Here is a 16,539-nt window from a genome sequence, read left to right on the forward strand (position 1 = left end):
TGCCACCATCGGGGCGCGGCGGAGTCTCGCGCCCCGATGGTGGGAGCCTGCGTGGCGATCAGCAGTCGGTCGGCGCCGGTGCGCCGCGGAATCGGTCCTCGATCCACGACATCGCGGCGGGTGCGCCGAGCACCGCGGTGGTCAGATGGTCCGGGCTGGGGAACAGCTCCGATTGCACGCGGACGCCTGCCGCGCAGTACCGCCGCACCGTGTTGTCGATGGCGGCCACCGGAATCAGCGCGTCCTCCTGCGAACGCCATTGGTAGATCGGCATTTTCGGCACGCCGTCGAACAGTTCCAGGCTGTTCTCCTCGAGCACCGCGCGGGCGCTCGGGTCCTCGGCCAGCGAGGTGGAGCTGGCCACGTCCAGGACGCTCTTCCCGGCACCGGCCGCCAGGATTTCATTGGTGCAGCCGTTGGCGATCTGATCGCGGGTCGCCTTGCCGAGCGCGTTCAGGTTGTCGCTGATCGGCAGCCTGGTCGGGTACTCCCGCTCCAGACCGATGGCCGCCGCCAGCGCGAGCCCGAACGCCGGGTGCCTCGAGTAGCCGAGCCCCTCGGTCATCTTCACCAGGTTCATCGGGACGCCGCCCTCGGCCGCGCCGACGATGTCGAGTTCGGGTGCGTAGGTCGGCGCCAGTGCGGCCGCCCACCCGGTCGCCATACCGCCGCCGGAGTAGCCGAACATCGCGACCGGACTCTTCGCGACGCCGAGCTCGGCGACCTGGCGGGCCGCGCGAATGCCGTCGAGGGTGATCATGCCGCCCAGCTTGGCCGCCCCGTAGGCGCTGGTCGGTCCGAGATGGTCGGGCAGCGCCACCGACCAGCCGCGCAGCAGCACCGTATTGAGCGCGGGTGCCTCGCGGACAGCAAGATTCGGGTCGCCGGTGTACAGCACCCGGGAGACGGCGCACTGGGTACCGAGGCCGTTGATGATGTGCTGATAGGACAGCAGCGGCCCGCCGGGCGCGTGGTCGTGCGGGGTCAGCACGGTGGTGGTGGCCGCGATCGGATTGCCCACCGAATTGGTGGACCGGAACTTGATCATCGTGACCGTGCTGCCGGGAAATCCGAGCAGCGCGGGCATCGGCCGGACGGCGAGCACGTCACCGGGTTTGGCCCGATCCAGGTCCGGCGGTGCCGCGTAGAAGGGGTCGGGGTCCGGAGTTGGATAGATCGGTTGCGCCGCAGCGGAACCCGGCACGACGGCCACGTGTGCGACCGATATCAGCAGGGCGACAACGGCGAGCGCGGGGCGGATGTGTCGAAGCATGGCGATGAGCGACTCCCATTCATCACGACATTCACGGGGATTGTGGGGCATGTGGAAAGTCGGATAATCCGAAAAGTGGCCGCGGATAACAGTCCGGCCGGTGTTCGGACGAGCGACACGATATGGGAAAAAGCGAAAGGGCAGAGGGAGCCGCGCCGTGCGAGCAGGCCGATCGGTACTCGGGCGGCGTGGCATCGCCGCATGGTTGCCGATGCGCCGGTTACGGTGGTTCGGTGATGCTGCTCGTTGTCGGCCTTGTCCTGCTCGGTGTGTTCCTGCTGAGGTTCCGTAAAGACCGGCGGCGGTTGAGCAACGGGGTGTTTCTGCTGCTCGGGTTGGCTTTCACCGGTGTATGGCTGCTCGGCTCCGGTGCCAAGGGGGATCTGCCGGTGGTGCTGGCGGGTCTGCTCGTGCTGCTCTCACCGCTGCTCGTGCTCGTGCTCGCCGGGTTGCTGATGGTCAACGGTGGACAGATGATTCGCCGGGAAGGGCTGCGGATCGCGAACCTGCTTCCGCTCGGTCTCGGGGTCGCGCTGCTGGTGCCTTATATGTTGCTCGGGGTGGCCATTTTCACCGGCGATATCTGGTTCGTGGTGATTTTGGCGTCGGGGACCATGGCGGTGAGCTACGTCGGATTCTTGTTCGCGAGCTTCCTGCTGTATTCGCTCTTCTACGGGGCGCTGCCTTATCGGCCGGGTATGGACGCGATCGTCGTGCACGGCTCCGGCCTGGTCGGCGCGCGGGTGCCGCCGCTGTTGGCCAGCCGCCTGGATCGGGCTATCGAGGTGTACCGCGCCGAGGTGGGGGCGGGGCGCAGGCCACTGCTGATCACCAGCGGCGGTAAGGGTTCCGATGAGGCCGTTTCCGAGGCGTCGGCGATGGCGGGCTATCTCGTCGACCAGGGGGTGCCCGCCGACCGCGTTGTGCTGGAGGACCGTTCGACGACCACGCGGGAAAACCTGCTCTACACCAAGCAATTACTCGGCGAGCGCGGCGAATCCACCCGAATGGTGCTGGTGACCAGCAACTTCCACATCCTGCGCACCGCGATCCTGGCCCGGCGCCTCGACCTCGATGCCGAGGTGACCGGCGCGCGGACCGCTTTCTACTATCTGCCGTCGGCGATTCTGCGCGAGTTCGCGGCGATCGTCGTGGCCTACAAGTGGATCAACGTGATCGCCTGCATCGCACTGATGGCGCTGCCGGTGCTCGCGCTGGTACTCACCCGGGATATGCCGCACCACTACGGCGACTGACGTCACCGTTGCCGCGTGGCTCAGGAATCGAAGGTCTTGTGCGGGATGCCGACGGTGAGGCCGCCGTCGATGACGAATTCGGCGCCGGTCGAATAGGAGGATTCGTCGCTGGCCAGGAAGGTGATCAGTACCGCGACCTCGGACGGGTCGGCGGCCCGGCCCATCGGGATCTGCAGGAAATCCGCGGGAATGCCCTCGGTCATCGGCGTGCTGATCAGGCCGGGGTGCACCGAGTTGACCCGAATGTTGTGCTGCGCCAACTCCAGTGCCGTCGACTTGGTCAGGCCGCGCACGGCGAACTTGGACGCGACGTAGCCGTGCAGGCCGGGGCTGCCGCGCAGGCCTTCGACGGAGGAGATGTTGATGATCGAGCCGCCGCCCGCCTCGATCATCGCCGGTGTGGCGGCCCGCATACCGAGGAACGTGCCGGTGAGGTTGATGTCGATGATCCGCTGCCATTCGGCCAGTTCGAAGTCGGCGAGCAGATTGCCGTTGGCGATGCCCGCGTTGTTCACCAGCACGTCGAGTGAGCCGAACCGCTGCACCGCCTCGGCGACCGCGCCGGTCCACTCCTCGGGTTCGCGCACGTCGAGGTGCACGTAGGCGGCGGCGTCGCCCAATTCCTTGGCGACTGCGGCGCCCTCGTCGTCGAGCACGTCACCGAGCACCACGCGGGCGTCCTCGGCCACCATGGCCTTGGCGTGTGCCGCGCCCATGCCGCGGGCCCCGCCGCTGATCAACGCCACCTTGCCGGTCAACCGCCCCATCGCGGCACCTCCGTCTCTCGTTCGTCCACGCCAACGTACTGGAACGCGTTACAGAAATGTGCCGAATCGAGTGTTGGCCTCGCGGCCGATGGTGTCACATCGGGCCTGGTGTCGGGGAAAGTCGTTGCGGGCCAGCATCTTCGGGAACCGGCGGGGAGATTGGACGTGACCGGCCGAAAGGGTGGTGACCGCCACGCCCGCGGCGCGGGAGGCGGTTTCTGATTCCGCGCCGCGAGCACCCCTAGCTTATATTGTCCCAGACAGTGGTTGCGGGCTTTCGGTGATCGGGCCGTTCGTCGATTGATCTCGCCGAGGTCGGCCGCTGGATTTAGGGTTTCTGGCATGAGTGAGCCCACCATTTTCACCATGGCATCGCTGCGTGACGCCGCGGGCGCCGACCTCGGCGTGAGCGGCTGGATCGAGATCAGCCAGGACCGCATCACCGCGTTCGCCGAGGCCACTGAGGACCGGCAGTGGATCCACGTCGATCCGCAGCGCGCGGCCGAGGGGCCGTACGGCACCACGATCGCGCACGGATATCTGACGCTGTCGCTGCTCCCGGCGATCATGCGGGAGGTCTTCGATATCTCCGATGCCAGCGCGCGGATCAACTACGGCCTCAACAAGGTTCGGTTTCCGTCGCCGGTGCCCGCGGGCTCCCGCATTCGCGGTCGGGCCACGATCGTCAGCGTCGACGAGGTGTCCGGTGGTCTACAGGTGGTGATTGCGACGGTCGTCGAATGCGAGGGTTCGGACAAGCCCGCCTGCATCGCCGAATCTCTGGTCCGGGCCTTGGCGTAGGCGTCCGGCCCGCCCGTCCTGTCGTCGTCGGACGTCGCACTATGGCATCATCGTGTAGAACACGTTCTAATTCTGACCGCGACCCGCGGGAGGCGCACGATGACGAACTCACCATCCGCGGCGGCGCTGCGCCGCCTCGCCCGGCGGGTACCGGATATCGCCGAGGTGCCGGGCGGGCGGCTGGTCGAGTTGCCCGGGCGGGGGCGCACCTATGTGGTCGACATCGCCGGACCGGAAGGCGCACCGGCGCTGGTCCTGTTGCACGGCACCGGGTGTACCGCCTACCTGAACTGGTTTCCGGCGCTGGCGCCGCTGGCCGAGCGGTACCGGGTGATCCTGTTCGACCAGCGCTGGCACGGCCGCGGGATCCGCTCCGAGCGCTTCTCGGTGGACGACTGCGCCGACGACGTCGTCGCGGTGCTCGACGCGCTCGGCGTGGAACAGGCTGTGTGCGCGGGCTACTCGCTGGGCGGAGTGGTGAGTCTGGCTGCCGCGCATCGGCATCTGGATCGGGTGAGTGGGCTCGTGCTGTGCTCCACGCCGTATCGGTTCCAGGAGAAGTGGCGCGAGCGCGCGTTCCACCGGGCGTTCGGAGCATTCGCCGAGGCGGTTGGTCCGCATTCCTTCCGGCGCATCGAGGAATTCGCCGGGCGGCTGCCCGAGCTGCCGGAAATCGCCTGGGCGCCGGGACGATTGGATCGGTGGGCGCTCACTGAGTTGCGCAGTACCAGCGGCTGGGCGATCACCCAGGTGATCGGTGCGGTCGGGCGATTCGATGCGACCGACTGGTTGTCGACCCTGAAAATGCCGACCGCCGTAGTCATCACGACGCAGGACCGGGCCATTCCGGTCTATCGGCAGTTGGAGATGGCGACCATGATCCCCGGGGCGAGCATTCATCTGATCAAGGGCGGGCATGCGGCCTGCGTGCTGGCGGCCGATCTCTTCGTGCCCGCGCTGCTCGAAGCCTGTGCGGCGGTTGCCGCGAGACTGTGAGGCACGGCTCCTGTTCGGCGGCGATGGCGAACAGGGCCTATCCGCGGATCAACCCAGTTTTCTTGCGGCGGCGAGCAATTCGGCCACCACGCCGGGAACCGCACCGGCGAGCTCGGCGATGTCGGGCACCAGTTCCTTGCAGGCGATGAAGCCGAAGTCCAGGTCGTCGTTGTTCGATATCACGGTCACTGTGAGTCCCGCGCCGTGGAAGACCGGGCCGAACGGATACATCCCGTCCACCCGCACGCCGAGGAAGTAGAGCGGCATCGGCGGGCCGGGCACGTTCGACACCACCAGGTTGTGCACCACTGGATGCCGTTCGGCCAGCTTCAGCGACGAGTACACCCGGGCTGCGAGCTGAAAGGTGTTCGGCGGGGCGTACTTCGACCAGTCCTGCAGGAAGTCGGCGCCGATGAGGTCGTGCTCCGCCTTGGCGCCGCGGTTGTCCTCGGCCACTTGAAGCAGGCGTTGCACCGGGTCCGCGACATCGGTGCCGAGCCGGGCGAACAGCGTGGACACCTTGTTGATGCCCGCGGTGTGCCGCGACGATTCGTGCACGGAGACCGGCACCGATGCGACCAGCGAGCGGTCCGGCAGTTCGTCGTGCTTCTCCAGATACGCCCGCAGCACGCCGGCGACGATGGTCAGCACCACGTCGTTGATCTTCACCCCGAACGCGGACTTGATCTCCTTGACGGCACCGAGTTCCGCCTCGGTGAACGCCACCGCGCGATGCGGGGTGATGGCCAGGTTGAACGGGGTGCGCGGCGCGGAGAACGGCAATGCCATGCCCGCCTTGTCATTCCGGCGCCGGTTCGCGAAACCGGCCACCATGCCGAGGGTTTTCGGCACCATGCCGACGATGCCCGCCTTGGTCGGGAACTTGACCATCGCCTTGGCCAGCAGTTGCCAGTCGTTCGGGCTCGGCTCCGGCTGCCATTCCGCGGCGGGCGGGGTCTTGGCCGCGTCCGGTTCCAGATCGCACAGGTGCATCATCATGTTGGTGCCGGTGATGCCGTCCACCGCGGCGTGGTGGTACTTGCAGATCACCGCGACCTTGCCGTCGTCGAGTCCCTCCACCACCGACATCTCCCAGAGCGGGCGGTCGCGGTCCATCGGGCGGCTGGCGATATCGCCGACCAGCTCGGCCAGCTCGCGACGACCCGCCGGGGCGGCGATGCCGATGCGCCGAATGTGATAGTCCAGATCGAAGTTCCGATCCTCGACCCAGACCGGGTGATCGAGATTGAACGGCACCTCGTAGACCCGGCGGCGCATCTGCGGGATCAGGGGTAGCCGTCTGCCCAGTTCGGCCTTGAAATTCTCGAATGAATAGCCCCCTGAGCTGGGGTCGAGGATCAGCAGCGCACATACGTGCAGGTGCTGTGTCCCGGTTTCCAGGTAGAGAAAGCTGGCATCCAATCCGGTTAGTCGCTCCATAGCGAAAGCCTACTAGAACGCGTTCTAATTCTTGGGCGAACGGGCGCGAGGTGGGTCACAGTGGTGGCCTCTATTGTCAAGCGTGCTAACGGCATTGGGGTGCGGTTCGGATGATCTTCTGTGGCCGACTGTCGGGTGAAATGCCTGGTTGGGCGGTTGCGGATCTTTGTGTAACCCGTAGTTGCATGTATGTGTATGATGATTGCTACGGCCATGCAGGAAGGCGCGCGACGACGCAGTCGTGAGAGGAGTACCGATGAAGCTACTTCGTAGAGGTGAGCGACGACCGGATGTCGATCCGGGCGAGGTTGCGCTGCACGCTCGCAACGTGCAGTTCCAGTGGGCCGATACGCCGCTGCACTGGATGCCGGACGAGCCGATCGCCTCGCATCTGATCAACTCGCTGAACCTGCTACTGCCCGAGGGCGAGCGCATGTTCTGTGCCACCTACACCGAGGCGCTGCCGTTCGTGAAGGACGACAAGCTGCGCGAGGCCATGCTCGGCTTCATCGGCCAGGAATCCATGCACGCCGAGACACACGACAAGGTGCTGACCGAGGTGCTCGTCGCGCACGGCATCGATCCGGAACGGTATGTGCGACAGGCCGAGTACCTGTTCCGGAAGACACTGGGCCCCAGGGAGAACGAGGGCATCGCGCAGCGTCAGACGCTGGTGGAGCGGCTGGCCGTCATCGCCTGCCTCGAGCACTTCTTCGCCTACCTCGGCGACTGGGTGCTGAACGCGGATCTGGAGAAGTTCGACGCCGAACCGCGCATCGCCGACCTGTTCCGCTGGCACGGTGCCGAGGAAGTCGAGCACCGGCATGTGGCGCACGATGTCGCGGTCTATTTCGACGCGGGCTACCTGCGGCGCGCGGCGGTCATGACCTTCGTCTTCCCGACGTTCATCACGCTCGTGGTGCGCGGCACGAAGTTCATGGTGCACCAGGACCCCGCCCTGCCCGATCTCGGTTATCCCCGGCTGATCACGCGCGTCTTCGGTGCGATGTGGCGCGGCGCGCTGCCCGGTGTGCCCTCGCTGTTGCGCAGCGCGTTGTCCACCTTCAAGCCCGGCTACAACCCCGGGTCGGTCGGATCCACCGCGCAGGCGGTGGCATACCTCGCGAAGTCGCCTGCCGCGCAAGCGATTGCGTCGTGAATCTGCGGCCCATCCCTGAGCAACTGCCCGCAGATCTGTTCGGCAAGCGCGATCGCGATCGGGCGGTGCGAGTGCTCGATGCGGTCGCGTCGGCGCGCTTGCGGTGGACGACGATCGTGAACCGGCGCGACCTCGCGCCGAAGGTGGACGACCATCGGCTGGCGCTGGTGGTCACCGAGCGGCGGATCGAGGCACACGATCAGGATGTGGTGAGCCTGCGGCTGGAGGCGCCGGATCGGCGGGAACTGCCGCCGTGGCGGCCGGGCGCGCATCTGGATCTCGAATTGCCGTCGGGTCGGTTGCGGCAGTACTCGCTGTGCGGCGATCCGGCCGACACCCGCGCCTATCGGGTTGCGGTGCGGCGCATTCCGGACGGCCTCGGTGGGTCGGTGGAGGTGCACGACGGTCTTCCGGTCGGTGCGCCGCTGACCGTACGTGGGCCGCGCAACGCCTTCCCGTTCGCCGTGCCCAGTCACGGGTCACCGGCCGCCCGTTTGCATTTCATCGCCGGTGGCATCGGGATCACGCCGATCCTGCCGATGGCGCGGCTGGCGCAGCGGCTCGGCATCGAGTGGTCGATGGTGTACACCGGCCGCAACCGCGACACCATCCCGTTCCTCGACGAGATCGCCGGGTTCGGTGACCGGGTCACCGTGCGCACCGACGACGAGCACGGCCTGCCCGATGCCGCCGCATTGCTGCCCGGTGTTGCCGCCGACACCGCGGTCTACTGTTGCGGTCCCGTCCCGATGACCACGGCCGTCGCCGCCGCGATACGCGAAATGCCCGGCGTGGAACTGCATTCCGAGCGGTTCTCGCCGCCGCCGATCGTGAACGGCGTGCCGTTCGAGATCCAATTCGCCTCCACCGGTGAGGTGGTCGAGGTGGCCGCGGATCGCTCCGCGCTCGACACCATCCTGGCGACCCGGCCGGATCGTCCCTACTCGTGCCGCCAGGGCTTCTGCCGGACCTGCAAGGTGCGGGTGTTGTCCGGTGAACCGGAGCATCGCGAAACCGTGCTCACCGCAACCGAACACGAGGCGGGCGAGATGCTCGTCTGCGTATCCCGTTCGCCCGGTGGGCGGCTGGTGCTCGATCTGTAACCAAGACCTCTGGTCAGCAAGGAGAAACCGATGACGACCATCGAACCACCGGAGCTGGTGGCCGCCGAGCGGACGGTGCGCAACGGCGAATTCGAGCTCGCCGTCTACGAATACGGCGATCCGACCGCGGAAACCGTGCTGCTGGTGCATGGCTGGCCGGACACCAACCACCTCTGGGACGCGGTGGTTCCGTTGCTGGCGCGCCGCTTCCACGTCGTCACCTACGACACTCGCGGGCACGGGCGGTCCACCCGGACCCGGCGCACCGAGGACTTCCGGCTCGACGCGCTCGCCGCCGACTTCTTCGCCGTCGTCGACGCGGTCAGCCCCGACCGGCCGGTGCACGTGCTCGCGCACGACTGGGGTTCGGTGCAGGTGTGGGAGGCGGTGTGCGAGCCGCGGGCGGCCGCGCAGGTCGCGTCGTTCACCTCGGTATCGGGGCCCAACCTCGACCACATCGGGAATTGGATGCGCAACAGGCTGTCTCGGCCGACCCCGCGCAACATCTGGCAGCCGTTCACTCAGACGTTGTCCTCGGCCTACACCTTCTTCTTCATGACGCCGGGGCTGCCGAGGGCCGTCTTCGGTCTGCTCGGCACCGAGCGGCGGTGGCAGCGGGTCGTCTCGATCATGAACGAGACGCCGCCGTCGAATGTGACGCTCGGTCCGACGTTCCGGCAAGACATGGTCGACGGCCTGCTGATCTACCGGGCGAACATCGTGCAGCGCTTGCTTTCGCCGCGCGAGCGGCACACCGAGGTACCGGTGCAGCTGATCGTCGCGGGTCGCGACGTCGCGGTCCGGCCCGCCGGCTACGACGACGCGGGCAAGTGGGTGCAGCGGCTGTGGCGCCGTGATGTGCCCGCCGGGCACTGGATGCCGTTCTCGCATCCCGAATTGCTGGCCACCGCGACCACTGAGCTGATCGACACAGTCAACGGTGGGACCGCGCCGCGCGGGCTGCGGCATGCCGAAATCGGCCGCAGCGCAAAGCCATTCGAGGATCAGCTGGTGGTGATCACCGGCGGCGGCAGCGGAATCGGTCGTGAGACGGCGCTGGCTCTCGCGCGCCGCGGCGCCGAAATCGTGCTGTCGGACATCAATCTCGCCTCGGCCAAAGAGACCGCCGAGCTGATTGCCGCCGAACACGGTGTGGCGCATCCCTATCAGCTCGATGTGTCCGACGCGGACGCGGTGAACACGCACGCCGAGATCGTGCTGGAAAACCATGGCGTGCCGGACATTCTGATCAACAACGCCGGAATCGGCCAGGCCGGTGGGTTCTTCGACACTTCTGCGGCGGAGTTCGACCGAGTGATGCGGATCAACCTGGGCGGCGTGGTGAACGGCTGCCGGGCCTTCGGATCCGCCATGGCCGATCGCGGTACCGGTGGACACATCGTCAACCTGTCCAGCATGGCGGCCTACAGCCCGCAGCAGGGGTTCAGCGCGTACTCCACCAGCAAGTCGGCGGTGTTCATGTTCTCCGACTGCCTGCGCGCGGAACTGGCCGGTCGCGGGATCTCGGTGCACACCATCTGCCCGGGCATCGTGCACACCAATATCGTTGCGAACACGACCTTCTCGGGTGTCAGCGCCGAGGAGGAGAAGCGTAAGCAGCAGCGGTACGACAACCTCTACCGGAAGCGCAGCTACGGGCCGGAGAAGGTGGCCGAGCAGATCGTGCGCGCCGTGCAGAAGGACCGCAGCATCGTTCCGGTGACGCCGGAGGCGCGGTTGCAGTACCACTTCAGCAGGCTCGCGCCCGCGGTCGGTCGGTTCGTCGCGGCGCGGGTGAAGCTCACCTAGTCGGACAGGGCGCGTAGCTCGGCCTCGATGGCCGCGACCCGGTCGGCGTCGACACCCCACGGGTGTTCGACGCCGACCTTGCTGTCCAGATCCCACAGCACGCCGGTCTCACCCGGCTCGGCCACCAGGCCCCACGCCACGACGGTGCGGCCGAGTTGCTCGCCCATCGAACCGTGCGAAACCTTCGGCGGCCCAGCGCCTTCCGGGAAGTGATGCAGGAAGCGACCATAGGCCGTGGTGCAGAACGCGGCGTACCGCTCGGTGCAGAGGATGAACCCGTGCCACGCCTCGTCCACCGCGTGTGACGGCATGCCGATGACGTGTCCGTCGCGCATGGCCGCGCCGCAGCAGCGCAACCATTGACGCAGACCGGTTTCCACGAGTTCGCGCGGCTGCCACGGGGAGGTCCTGTAGACGGCCTCGGGCAATTCCAGCGCTGCGACAGCGGCATTGACCGCCGCGAGATCGATGTCGCGGGGCCGGGATCTGCGGAAGCTGAAAGACGGCACAGTTCACTGTACGCAGGCGCGATGGGGCGTTACGGTTCGAGAATGGCCGAAACCATCATTGTCCTGCTCATCGTCCTGATGGTGCTGTTGTTCATCGCGACACCGTTCATCATCATCGGTGTGATCGTCCGGGCGACGCGCAACAACAGGCGGGTCCCGCCCTATGGTGCTCGGCGCGGCGATCCGCGACGGCGCTCCGGCGGCGGTTACGACAGTTCGGATCCGTATTGGGCGGCCGGTGCCGCCGGGTTCGCCGGTACGGACTCCGGTTCGTCGGGTAGCTGGGATCCGGGGTCCGGGGGAGGCCACCACCATCATCACGGTGGTGGTCATCATGACAGCGGTGGTAGCAGCTGTGGTGGAGGCAGTAGCAGTAGCTGCAGTGGTGGGAGCAGCAGTAGTTGTGGCGGTGGCAGCAGTTCCAGCTGCGGTGGTGGAAGTAGCAGTAGCTGCGGTGGAGGTAGTTCCTGATTACGCGCTGAGCAGAATCGCCCGCGCTCGGCTTGACCTCAACTTCGATTGAGGTTCCATGCTGGTCCCTGTCGGACGAAACAGGGAAGCGATGGAGGATGGTCATGCGGGCTGTGCAGGCAGTGGAATTCGGTGGACCCGAAGTACTTTCGGTGCGTGAGGTGCCGGAGCCGGTCGCCGGGCCGGGCGAGGTGGTCGTGGACGTGGCGGCCGCCGACGTGATGTTCCTGGACACTCGCCTGCGCAGCGGCTGGGGTGGCGAGTTCTTCAAGCTGGCGACGCCGTACGTGCCGGGTGGTGCGGTTGCCGGTGTGATCAGCGCGGTCGGCGCCGGTGTCGACGCGTCCTGGATCGGCAGGCGGGTCACCACCGCGACCGCGGCCAGCAAGATCGGTGGTGGCCAGCCGATCGGTGGCTACGCCGAGAAGGCGCTGGCCAAGGTCGATTCGCTGACCGCGGTGCCCGAGGGGTTGAGCCTGCCGCAGGCCGTCGCGCTCGCCCACGACGGCAAGACCGCGCTGGCCGTGTTCGACCGTGCCGCGATCCGGCCGGGGGAGTGGGTGCTGATCACCGCGGCCGGTGGCGGCCTGGGCACCCTGCTGATTCAGCTCGCCCGCGCGGCGGGCGCGCACGTGATCGCCGCGGCGCGGGGACGCACCAAGCTGGAGCTCGCCGAGCGCCTCGGTGCCGACGCCGTCGTGGACTACTCCGAACTTGGCTGGTCGGACAAGGCTCGCGCGGCGACCGGCGGTGCAGGTGCGAACGTCGTGCTGGACGGCGCGGGCGGTGCCTTGGGTGAGGCCGCGCTCGACGCTGCCGCAGACGACAGCCGCTTCCTCGGATATGGCGCTTCCGCAGGCGAATTCGCTGCACTGGACGCCGACGCGGCGAAGGCGCGCGGCATCACCGTCTACACCCTGTTCGACATCACCGACGCGGGCACCGACTGGCCTGGGCTGGCCGAACGTTCGCTCGCCGAGGCCGCGGCCGGACGCCTGGAAGTGGTGATCGGCCAAACCTTTCCGCTCGACGACGCCGAAAGTGCGCACGCCGCCATCGAATCCAGGACCGCGGTCGGCCGCACCCTGCTGACCGTGGGTTCTACCGTCTGAGACCGTTCGGTCTTGCACCTAGCGGGCACCCTGGCTCGACGCTAGGGTGCCCTGGGTGGAGACTCTGATCGTTGTCGGCGTGGTCCTGGCAGTGCTGGCCCTCGTCATCGTGGTAGTGCAAATCGCCAGCAGACCCCCGGCCGACGGGAGACGTTGGGACAGAGATGATCCCGACGACTACGACGGCCACTGGGATGAGCGCGACGACGACTACGAACGTGACGACCGAGACTGACTTGGCTCAGCCGACCGGCGTCAGCACCACCACGGGAATAGGCCGCTTGGTCATCTTCTGGTAGGCGGCGTACCGGCCCTTATTGATCTTGTCGACGATCGCGAACCGGCGGGCGTAATCCGCATCGTCCGGATAAGTCGGCCGCGCGACCACCCGCACCGTGCGCCGCCCGATCTGAATCTCACACTCCGGCTTGGCTTTCACATTCGCCAGCCACCCCGGCGGACGCGGCGACCCGCCATTGGACGCCGTCACCAAGTAATCCGCGCCATCCTCGCCGTACGTCAGCGCCGAAGTCCGCGCCTGCCCCGTCTTACGGCCCACCGTGCGCAGCAGCAGCGTCGGATTCCCGAACAGCACGCGATGGCCCACCAAGCCGCCACTGTTCTCGTACACCCACTGATGCACCTTCAGCACATTCGCGAACACGCTCGACATGGTCGACCCTCCAGAACGGTTGCCGGACGCCCAACCTTAACCGCCACTCCGGGTCCAAGTGGTGCGAGCCCCACCCCAGCCGGTAGCATCCCCAACGCCTGCGGTACACCCGCGGAAGAGGGGCGGTAGCTCAGTCGGTTAGAGCCGTGGACTCATAATCCATTGGTCGCGGGTTCGAGCCCCGCCCGCCCCACAAACCCATTCTGAGCTGGGAATACCCCGCATTTGATCGGCAGTGTTCCGGCTATCCGAGCCGGTGCGCGGGAGCCGCTCTCGGCGCATCCGGTGCTTGCGCCTCGAGTGCTGCGAGATAGGTTGTCGCGGTTTCGGTTTCGGATGCGTCCAGGCGGCGGTAGAGGTCGATGGCGTGCCGCAGGTGGGTGGTGGCGGTGGGGGTGTTGCCGAGGGCGGCGTGGCAGCGGGCGGTGCCTTCTGCGGCGCGGGCTTGTTCGATTCGGCTGTCGATGTCGGTGGCTACGGTCGATGCGGCGGTGAACATGGTCAGCGCCTCGTCCGGGTTGCCGGACGCCAACAGCGCCTTCGCGGTGTTGGTGAGTGCTTCGGCTTCCTTCCCCCGGTGGCCGATCTCCCGGCTCAGGTCGAGCGCCTGTCGGGAGAGCTCGGCGGCTCGATCGTGGTCGCCGGTAACCAGGCAGACCACGCCGAGATTCGCGAGTGCCTCGGCTTCACCGAGGCGGAAGCCGGTCTCCCGGAACAAGGTCAGGGCCTGTCGGGAGAGGCTGGCGGCCTCCGCGTGGTAGCCCATTTCCTGGTACACCGTCGCGAGGTTGTTAAGGTTGGTGGCTTCGCCGCGGCGGTGGCCGATTTCCCGGAACAGGGTCAATGCGTGCTGGATGTGGGCGGTGGCCTGGTGGTAATCCCCGATGTGGCGGCTCACGAGGCCGAGGTTGCCGAAGGCGAGGGCTTCGCCGTCGCGATTGCCGAGTTCTCGGAACAGCGCCACCCCGCGCAGCAGCAAGTCGGTGGCCTGTCCATAGTCGCCGGCGTCGCGGTGCACGGCGCCCAGCATGCTGAGCGCGCTGGCTTCGCCGAGGCGGAAGCCGTTCTCGCGGAACAGGATCAAGGCTTGCTGGATGGTGGCCGCGGCCTGCCCGTAGTCGCCGGTGTCGCGGAGTACGCGGCCGAGTCTGGCCAGGGTGTCGGCTTCGCCTATGGGATGTCCGGTGTCCCGATACAAGGTCAATGCCTGTCGGAGCAGCTCGACGGCATGTCCATAGTCGCCGCTGTATCGGAGTAAGCCGCCGAGGTTGGCCAGGGTGTCGGCTTCGCCCATCTGGTGGCCGGTCTCCCGGTACAGGGCGAGGGCTTGGCTGAACAGGTCGACGGGTCGCTTCCCGGTATGGCACTGCACGACCGCGAGGTTGATGAGGGCATTGGCATGGCCGAGGCGATCGCCCAGGTGGTCTGCGGCCGCGGCGGCGCGCTGGTGCAGCCGCAGGGCCGACGGCCACGGCCCTTCGCGTTCCAGCAATGCCGCTAGCACCTCGGTCAGCCCGATCATCCGCGCCGGGTCATGGTCGGCGGTGTACTCGACACAGGCGAGCAGGTTGACTCGTTCGGTCCGCATCCACGCCAGCGCGTGCACCTCGTCGTCGAATTCCCGCACCAGAGCAGCGGTCCTGGTGGCGGTGCGGTTGCCAGCGGCGGGGTGTGGCCTGCGCGTCAGCCATTGGTCGGCTGCTGCGGCGGTGTGTCGGTAGTAGTCGAGCAGTCGTTGCAGCGCGTCGGTGCCGTTGCCGGGTGCGGCGGCGAGGGCGCATGCGTATTCGCGCACCAGGTCGTGCATGCGGTAGCGGCCGGGTCTGGTCTCCTGGATGAGGTTGTCGGTGTAGAGCGCGTCGAGATCGGCTCGTGCTCGGGCGACCGGTATGTCGTTCAGAGCGGCAACGGCATAGGCGTCGAAGTCGGTGCCGGGATGTGGGCCCAGCGTGCGGAACAGTTGTTGCTGATCGGGTGGCAGATTGTCGTACGAGGCGGTGAACGCGGCACGCACCGCGCGCTGGCCGGCATCGAGTTCACCGAGCCGATCCTGGGCTGCGCGGAACTCTTCGGCCAGGCCGGGGAGTGTCCACACCGGATGGTGCGCGAGCCGCCCGGCCAGTAGCACTATCGCCAGCGGCAAGTATCCGCATAAGCGGACAAGTGTGGCTACGGCCGCGATGTCATCGCCGTGCGGGTTGCGTTGTGCCAGTTGGCAGAACAGGTCGATGGCGCTGTCCGGATCGAGGGTGTCCAGCGGTAGCGGGAGCGCACTGTCCAGCGCGATGAGTCGGCGGCGGCTGGTGATCAGGGTGAGGGATTCCGGCCCGGTGGGTAGTAAAGGTTCGATCTGGTTGTGGTCGCGGGCGTCATCGAGGATCAGCAGTATCCGTTTGGTGGCGACGCGGTCGCGCCATAGGTCGCGTCGTGCGTCGAGGGAGTCGGGAATGTGGCTCGGTGCGATGCCGAGGCCGGTGAGCAGGGTGGCCAGCACCTCGGCGGGATCCGCGGGCACCAGGCCGGGGGTGTGGGTGTTCAGTTCGACGAAGAATCTGCCGTCGGGAAATCGGTCTGACAGTAGGTGTGCTGCGCGGGTGACGAGCGCGGTTTTCCCGACGCCGGGCATGCCGTCGATGGTGTGGATGGACACCACCCGGCCCGGCCCGGCAGCGTCCAGAATCCGGTTCACCTCGAGGTCGCGTCCGACGAAGGTGGGGGTATCGCGTCGCAGTGATGTCAGCACGGTGGGGCGCACGCGCTCGGCGATGGCCGCTTTCCATACCCGCTGCCAGGTCGACCGGTTCGACAAGACCGAGGGGACAGGACCGGATCCTTGCTGGGCCAGCGCGATCAGTGTTACCAGTACCGGATCCAGTGATTCGAATCGAGAGGGCACGTTGCGCCCGGTCCGCCAGTCGCTGATGCGTTGCACAGACGAGCGATGGTTCTGTGCCGGTGTGCGGGCCGCCTTCATCCGTGCTTCTGTTGCCGTCGCGACCCGCCGCAGCGTGGGATTGCCCGCCGCCTCCCAGAGTTCCGCGAACCTGGTCACGAACAGCGCTCGCGGCGAAGAGTCTTTGCCACCACATCTGTTTCCACCGGTCTCGCCCCACACAGCAACACACGATAACGGCCTAGGACCGCATGTTCGACATGTTGCTTCCGCAGAC

The 16,539-nt window shown here is 67.2% G+C and carries 15 protein-coding genes and 1 tRNA gene; 10 read left to right on the forward strand and 6 right to left on the reverse strand.

Annotated features, from left to right (window positions below):
• Positions 1–58: 58 nt before the first annotated feature.
• The gene (locus tag ACQPW1_RS13725; RefSeq protein WP_433663092.1) at positions 59–1,273 is read right to left on the reverse strand and encodes a lipase family protein; all 1,215 of its coding nucleotides are present in this window, start codon (positions 1,271–1,273) and stop codon (positions 59–61) included.
• A gap of 236 nt (positions 1,274–1,509) precedes the next feature.
• Here ACQPW1_RS13725 and ACQPW1_RS13730 point away from each other — a divergent pair, with 236 nt between their 5' ends.
• Positions 1,510–2,529, forward strand: a complete 1,020-nt coding sequence (locus tag ACQPW1_RS13730; RefSeq protein ID WP_433665228.1) for a YdcF family protein — start codon at positions 1,510–1,512, stop codon at positions 2,527–2,529.
• A gap of 20 nt (positions 2,530–2,549) precedes the next feature.
• Here the strand turns inward: ACQPW1_RS13730 and ACQPW1_RS13735 are convergent, their stop codons facing one another.
• Positions 2,550–3,296, reverse strand: a complete 747-nt coding sequence (locus tag ACQPW1_RS13735; protein WP_433663093.1) for a glucose 1-dehydrogenase — start codon at positions 3,294–3,296, stop codon at positions 2,550–2,552.
• A 342-nt stretch (positions 3,297–3,638) separates the two neighbouring features.
• On the opposite strand from ACQPW1_RS13735, the gene ACQPW1_RS13740 reads away from it, so the two are divergent.
• Entirely contained in the window at positions 3,639–4,097 is a 459-nt protein-coding gene (locus ACQPW1_RS13740) for a MaoC family dehydratase (RefSeq protein ID WP_433663094.1), read from the forward strand.
• A 99-nt stretch (positions 4,098–4,196) separates the two neighbouring features.
• A complete protein-coding gene (locus ACQPW1_RS13745; RefSeq protein WP_433663095.1) occupies positions 4,197–5,093 on the forward strand; it encodes an alpha/beta fold hydrolase in 897 nt (298 codons plus the stop codon).
• Positions 5,094–5,141: 48 nt separating this feature from the next.
• Here ACQPW1_RS13745 and ACQPW1_RS13750 read toward each other — a convergent pair whose 3' ends face one another.
• Positions 5,142–6,533, reverse strand: a complete 1,392-nt coding sequence (locus ACQPW1_RS13750) for a WS/DGAT/MGAT family O-acyltransferase (protein WP_433663096.1) — start codon at positions 6,531–6,533, stop codon at positions 5,142–5,144.
• 256 nt (positions 6,534–6,789) lie between these two features.
• Between ACQPW1_RS13750 and ACQPW1_RS13755 the strand changes: the two genes are divergently transcribed.
• From ACQPW1_RS13755 to ACQPW1_RS13765, 3 genes are read left to right on the forward strand one after another with little or no spacing between them, the layout of a single operon-like run.
• Positions 6,790–7,692, forward strand: a complete 903-nt coding sequence (locus ACQPW1_RS13755) for a metal-dependent hydrolase (protein ID WP_433663097.1) — start codon at positions 6,790–6,792, stop codon at positions 7,690–7,692.
• Positions 7,689–8,795, forward strand: coding sequence for a PDR/VanB family oxidoreductase (locus ACQPW1_RS13760; protein WP_433663098.1), 1,107 nt, complete (start codon positions 7,689–7,691; stop codon positions 8,793–8,795). Before ACQPW1_RS13755 ends, ACQPW1_RS13760 begins: the two co-directional genes overlap by 4 nt.
• A gap of 30 nt (positions 8,796–8,825) precedes the next feature.
• The gene (locus ACQPW1_RS13765) at positions 8,826–10,604 is read left to right on the forward strand and encodes an SDR family oxidoreductase (protein WP_433663099.1); all 1,779 of its coding nucleotides are present in this window, start codon (positions 8,826–8,828) and stop codon (positions 10,602–10,604) included.
• Here ACQPW1_RS13765 and ACQPW1_RS13770 read toward each other — a convergent pair.
• Positions 10,601–11,113 carry a hypothetical protein gene (locus ACQPW1_RS13770; RefSeq protein ID WP_433663100.1) on the reverse strand — a complete coding sequence of 171 codons (513 nt, stop codon included), beginning with the start codon at positions 11,111–11,113 and terminating at the stop codon, positions 10,601–10,603. The two genes, ACQPW1_RS13765 and ACQPW1_RS13770, sit on opposite strands and share 4 nt — an antisense overlap.
• Positions 11,114–11,435: 322 nt before the next feature.
• Between ACQPW1_RS13770 and ACQPW1_RS13775 the strand changes: the two genes are divergently transcribed.
• From ACQPW1_RS13775 to ACQPW1_RS13785, 3 genes are read left to right on the forward strand one after another with little or no spacing between them, the layout of a single operon-like run.
• Positions 11,436–11,636 (forward strand): hypothetical protein, encoded by a 201-nt coding sequence (locus tag ACQPW1_RS13775; protein WP_433663101.1) that lies wholly within the window; start codon positions 11,436–11,438, stop codon positions 11,634–11,636.
• 52 nt (positions 11,637–11,688) lie between these two features.
• Entirely contained in the window at positions 11,689–12,696 is a 1,008-nt protein-coding gene (locus tag ACQPW1_RS13780) for a zinc-binding dehydrogenase (protein ID WP_433663102.1), read from the forward strand.
• 55 nt (positions 12,697–12,751) lie between these two features.
• Positions 12,752–12,931, forward strand: a complete 180-nt coding sequence (locus tag ACQPW1_RS13785) for a hypothetical protein (RefSeq protein WP_433663103.1) — start codon at positions 12,752–12,754, stop codon at positions 12,929–12,931.
• A 6-nt stretch (positions 12,932–12,937) separates the two neighbouring features.
• On the opposite strand, the gene ACQPW1_RS13790 is transcribed toward ACQPW1_RS13785, so the two are convergent.
• A complete protein-coding gene (locus ACQPW1_RS13790) occupies positions 12,938–13,369 on the reverse strand; it encodes a nitroreductase family deazaflavin-dependent oxidoreductase (RefSeq protein ID WP_433663104.1) in 432 nt (143 codons plus the stop codon).
• 119 nt (positions 13,370–13,488) lie between these two features.
• On the opposite strand from ACQPW1_RS13790, the gene ACQPW1_RS13795 reads away from it, so the two are divergent.
• Positions 13,489–13,562 (forward strand) — tRNA-Ile (locus tag ACQPW1_RS13795).
• Positions 13,563–13,613: 51 nt separating this feature from the next.
• On the opposite strand, the gene ACQPW1_RS13800 is transcribed toward ACQPW1_RS13795, so the two are convergent.
• The gene (locus ACQPW1_RS13800; protein WP_433663105.1) at positions 13,614–16,421 is read right to left on the reverse strand and encodes an ATP-binding protein; all 2,808 of its coding nucleotides are present in this window, start codon (positions 16,419–16,421) and stop codon (positions 13,614–13,616) included.
• Positions 16,422–16,539 lie beyond the last annotated feature (118 nt).

It is taken from the genome of Nocardia sp. CA-128927 (assembly GCF_050955855.1).
Taxonomy (GTDB): Bacteria; Actinomycetota; Actinomycetes; order Mycobacteriales; family Mycobacteriaceae; genus Nocardia.

What these genes read in the sequence shown, in the direction of transcription:
- ACQPW1_RS13740 (WP_433663094.1), top strand. Translation starts at nt 3,639, where the DNA reads ATGAGTGAGCCCACCATTTTCACCATGGCATCGCTGCGTGACGCCGCG.
- ACQPW1_RS13790 (WP_433663104.1), bottom strand. Translation starts at nt 13,369, where the DNA reads ATGTCGAGCGTGTTCGCGAATGTGCTGAAGGTGCATCAGTGGGTGTAC.
- ACQPW1_RS13735 (WP_433663093.1), bottom strand. Translation starts at nt 3,296, where the DNA reads ATGGGGCGGTTGACCGGCAAGGTGGCGTTGATCAGCGGCGGGGCCCGC.
- ACQPW1_RS13765 (WP_433663099.1), top strand. Translation starts at nt 8,826, where the DNA reads ATGACGACCATCGAACCACCGGAGCTGGTGGCCGCCGAGCGGACGGTG.
- ACQPW1_RS13780 (WP_433663102.1), top strand. Translation starts at nt 11,689, where the DNA reads ATGCGGGCTGTGCAGGCAGTGGAATTCGGTGGACCCGAAGTACTTTCG.
- ACQPW1_RS13730 (WP_433665228.1), top strand. Translation starts at nt 1,510, where the DNA reads ATGCTGCTCGTTGTCGGCCTTGTCCTGCTCGGTGTGTTCCTGCTGAGG.
- ACQPW1_RS13750 (WP_433663096.1), bottom strand. Translation starts at nt 6,533, where the DNA reads ATGGAGCGACTAACCGGATTGGATGCCAGCTTTCTCTACCTGGAAACC.
- ACQPW1_RS13725 (WP_433663092.1), bottom strand. Translation starts at nt 1,273, where the DNA reads ATGCTTCGACACATCCGCCCCGCGCTCGCCGTTGTCGCCCTGCTGATA.
- ACQPW1_RS13745 (WP_433663095.1), top strand. Translation starts at nt 4,197, where the DNA reads ATGACGAACTCACCATCCGCGGCGGCGCTGCGCCGCCTCGCCCGGCGG.
- ACQPW1_RS13755 (WP_433663097.1), top strand. Translation starts at nt 6,790, where the DNA reads ATGAAGCTACTTCGTAGAGGTGAGCGACGACCGGATGTCGATCCGGGC.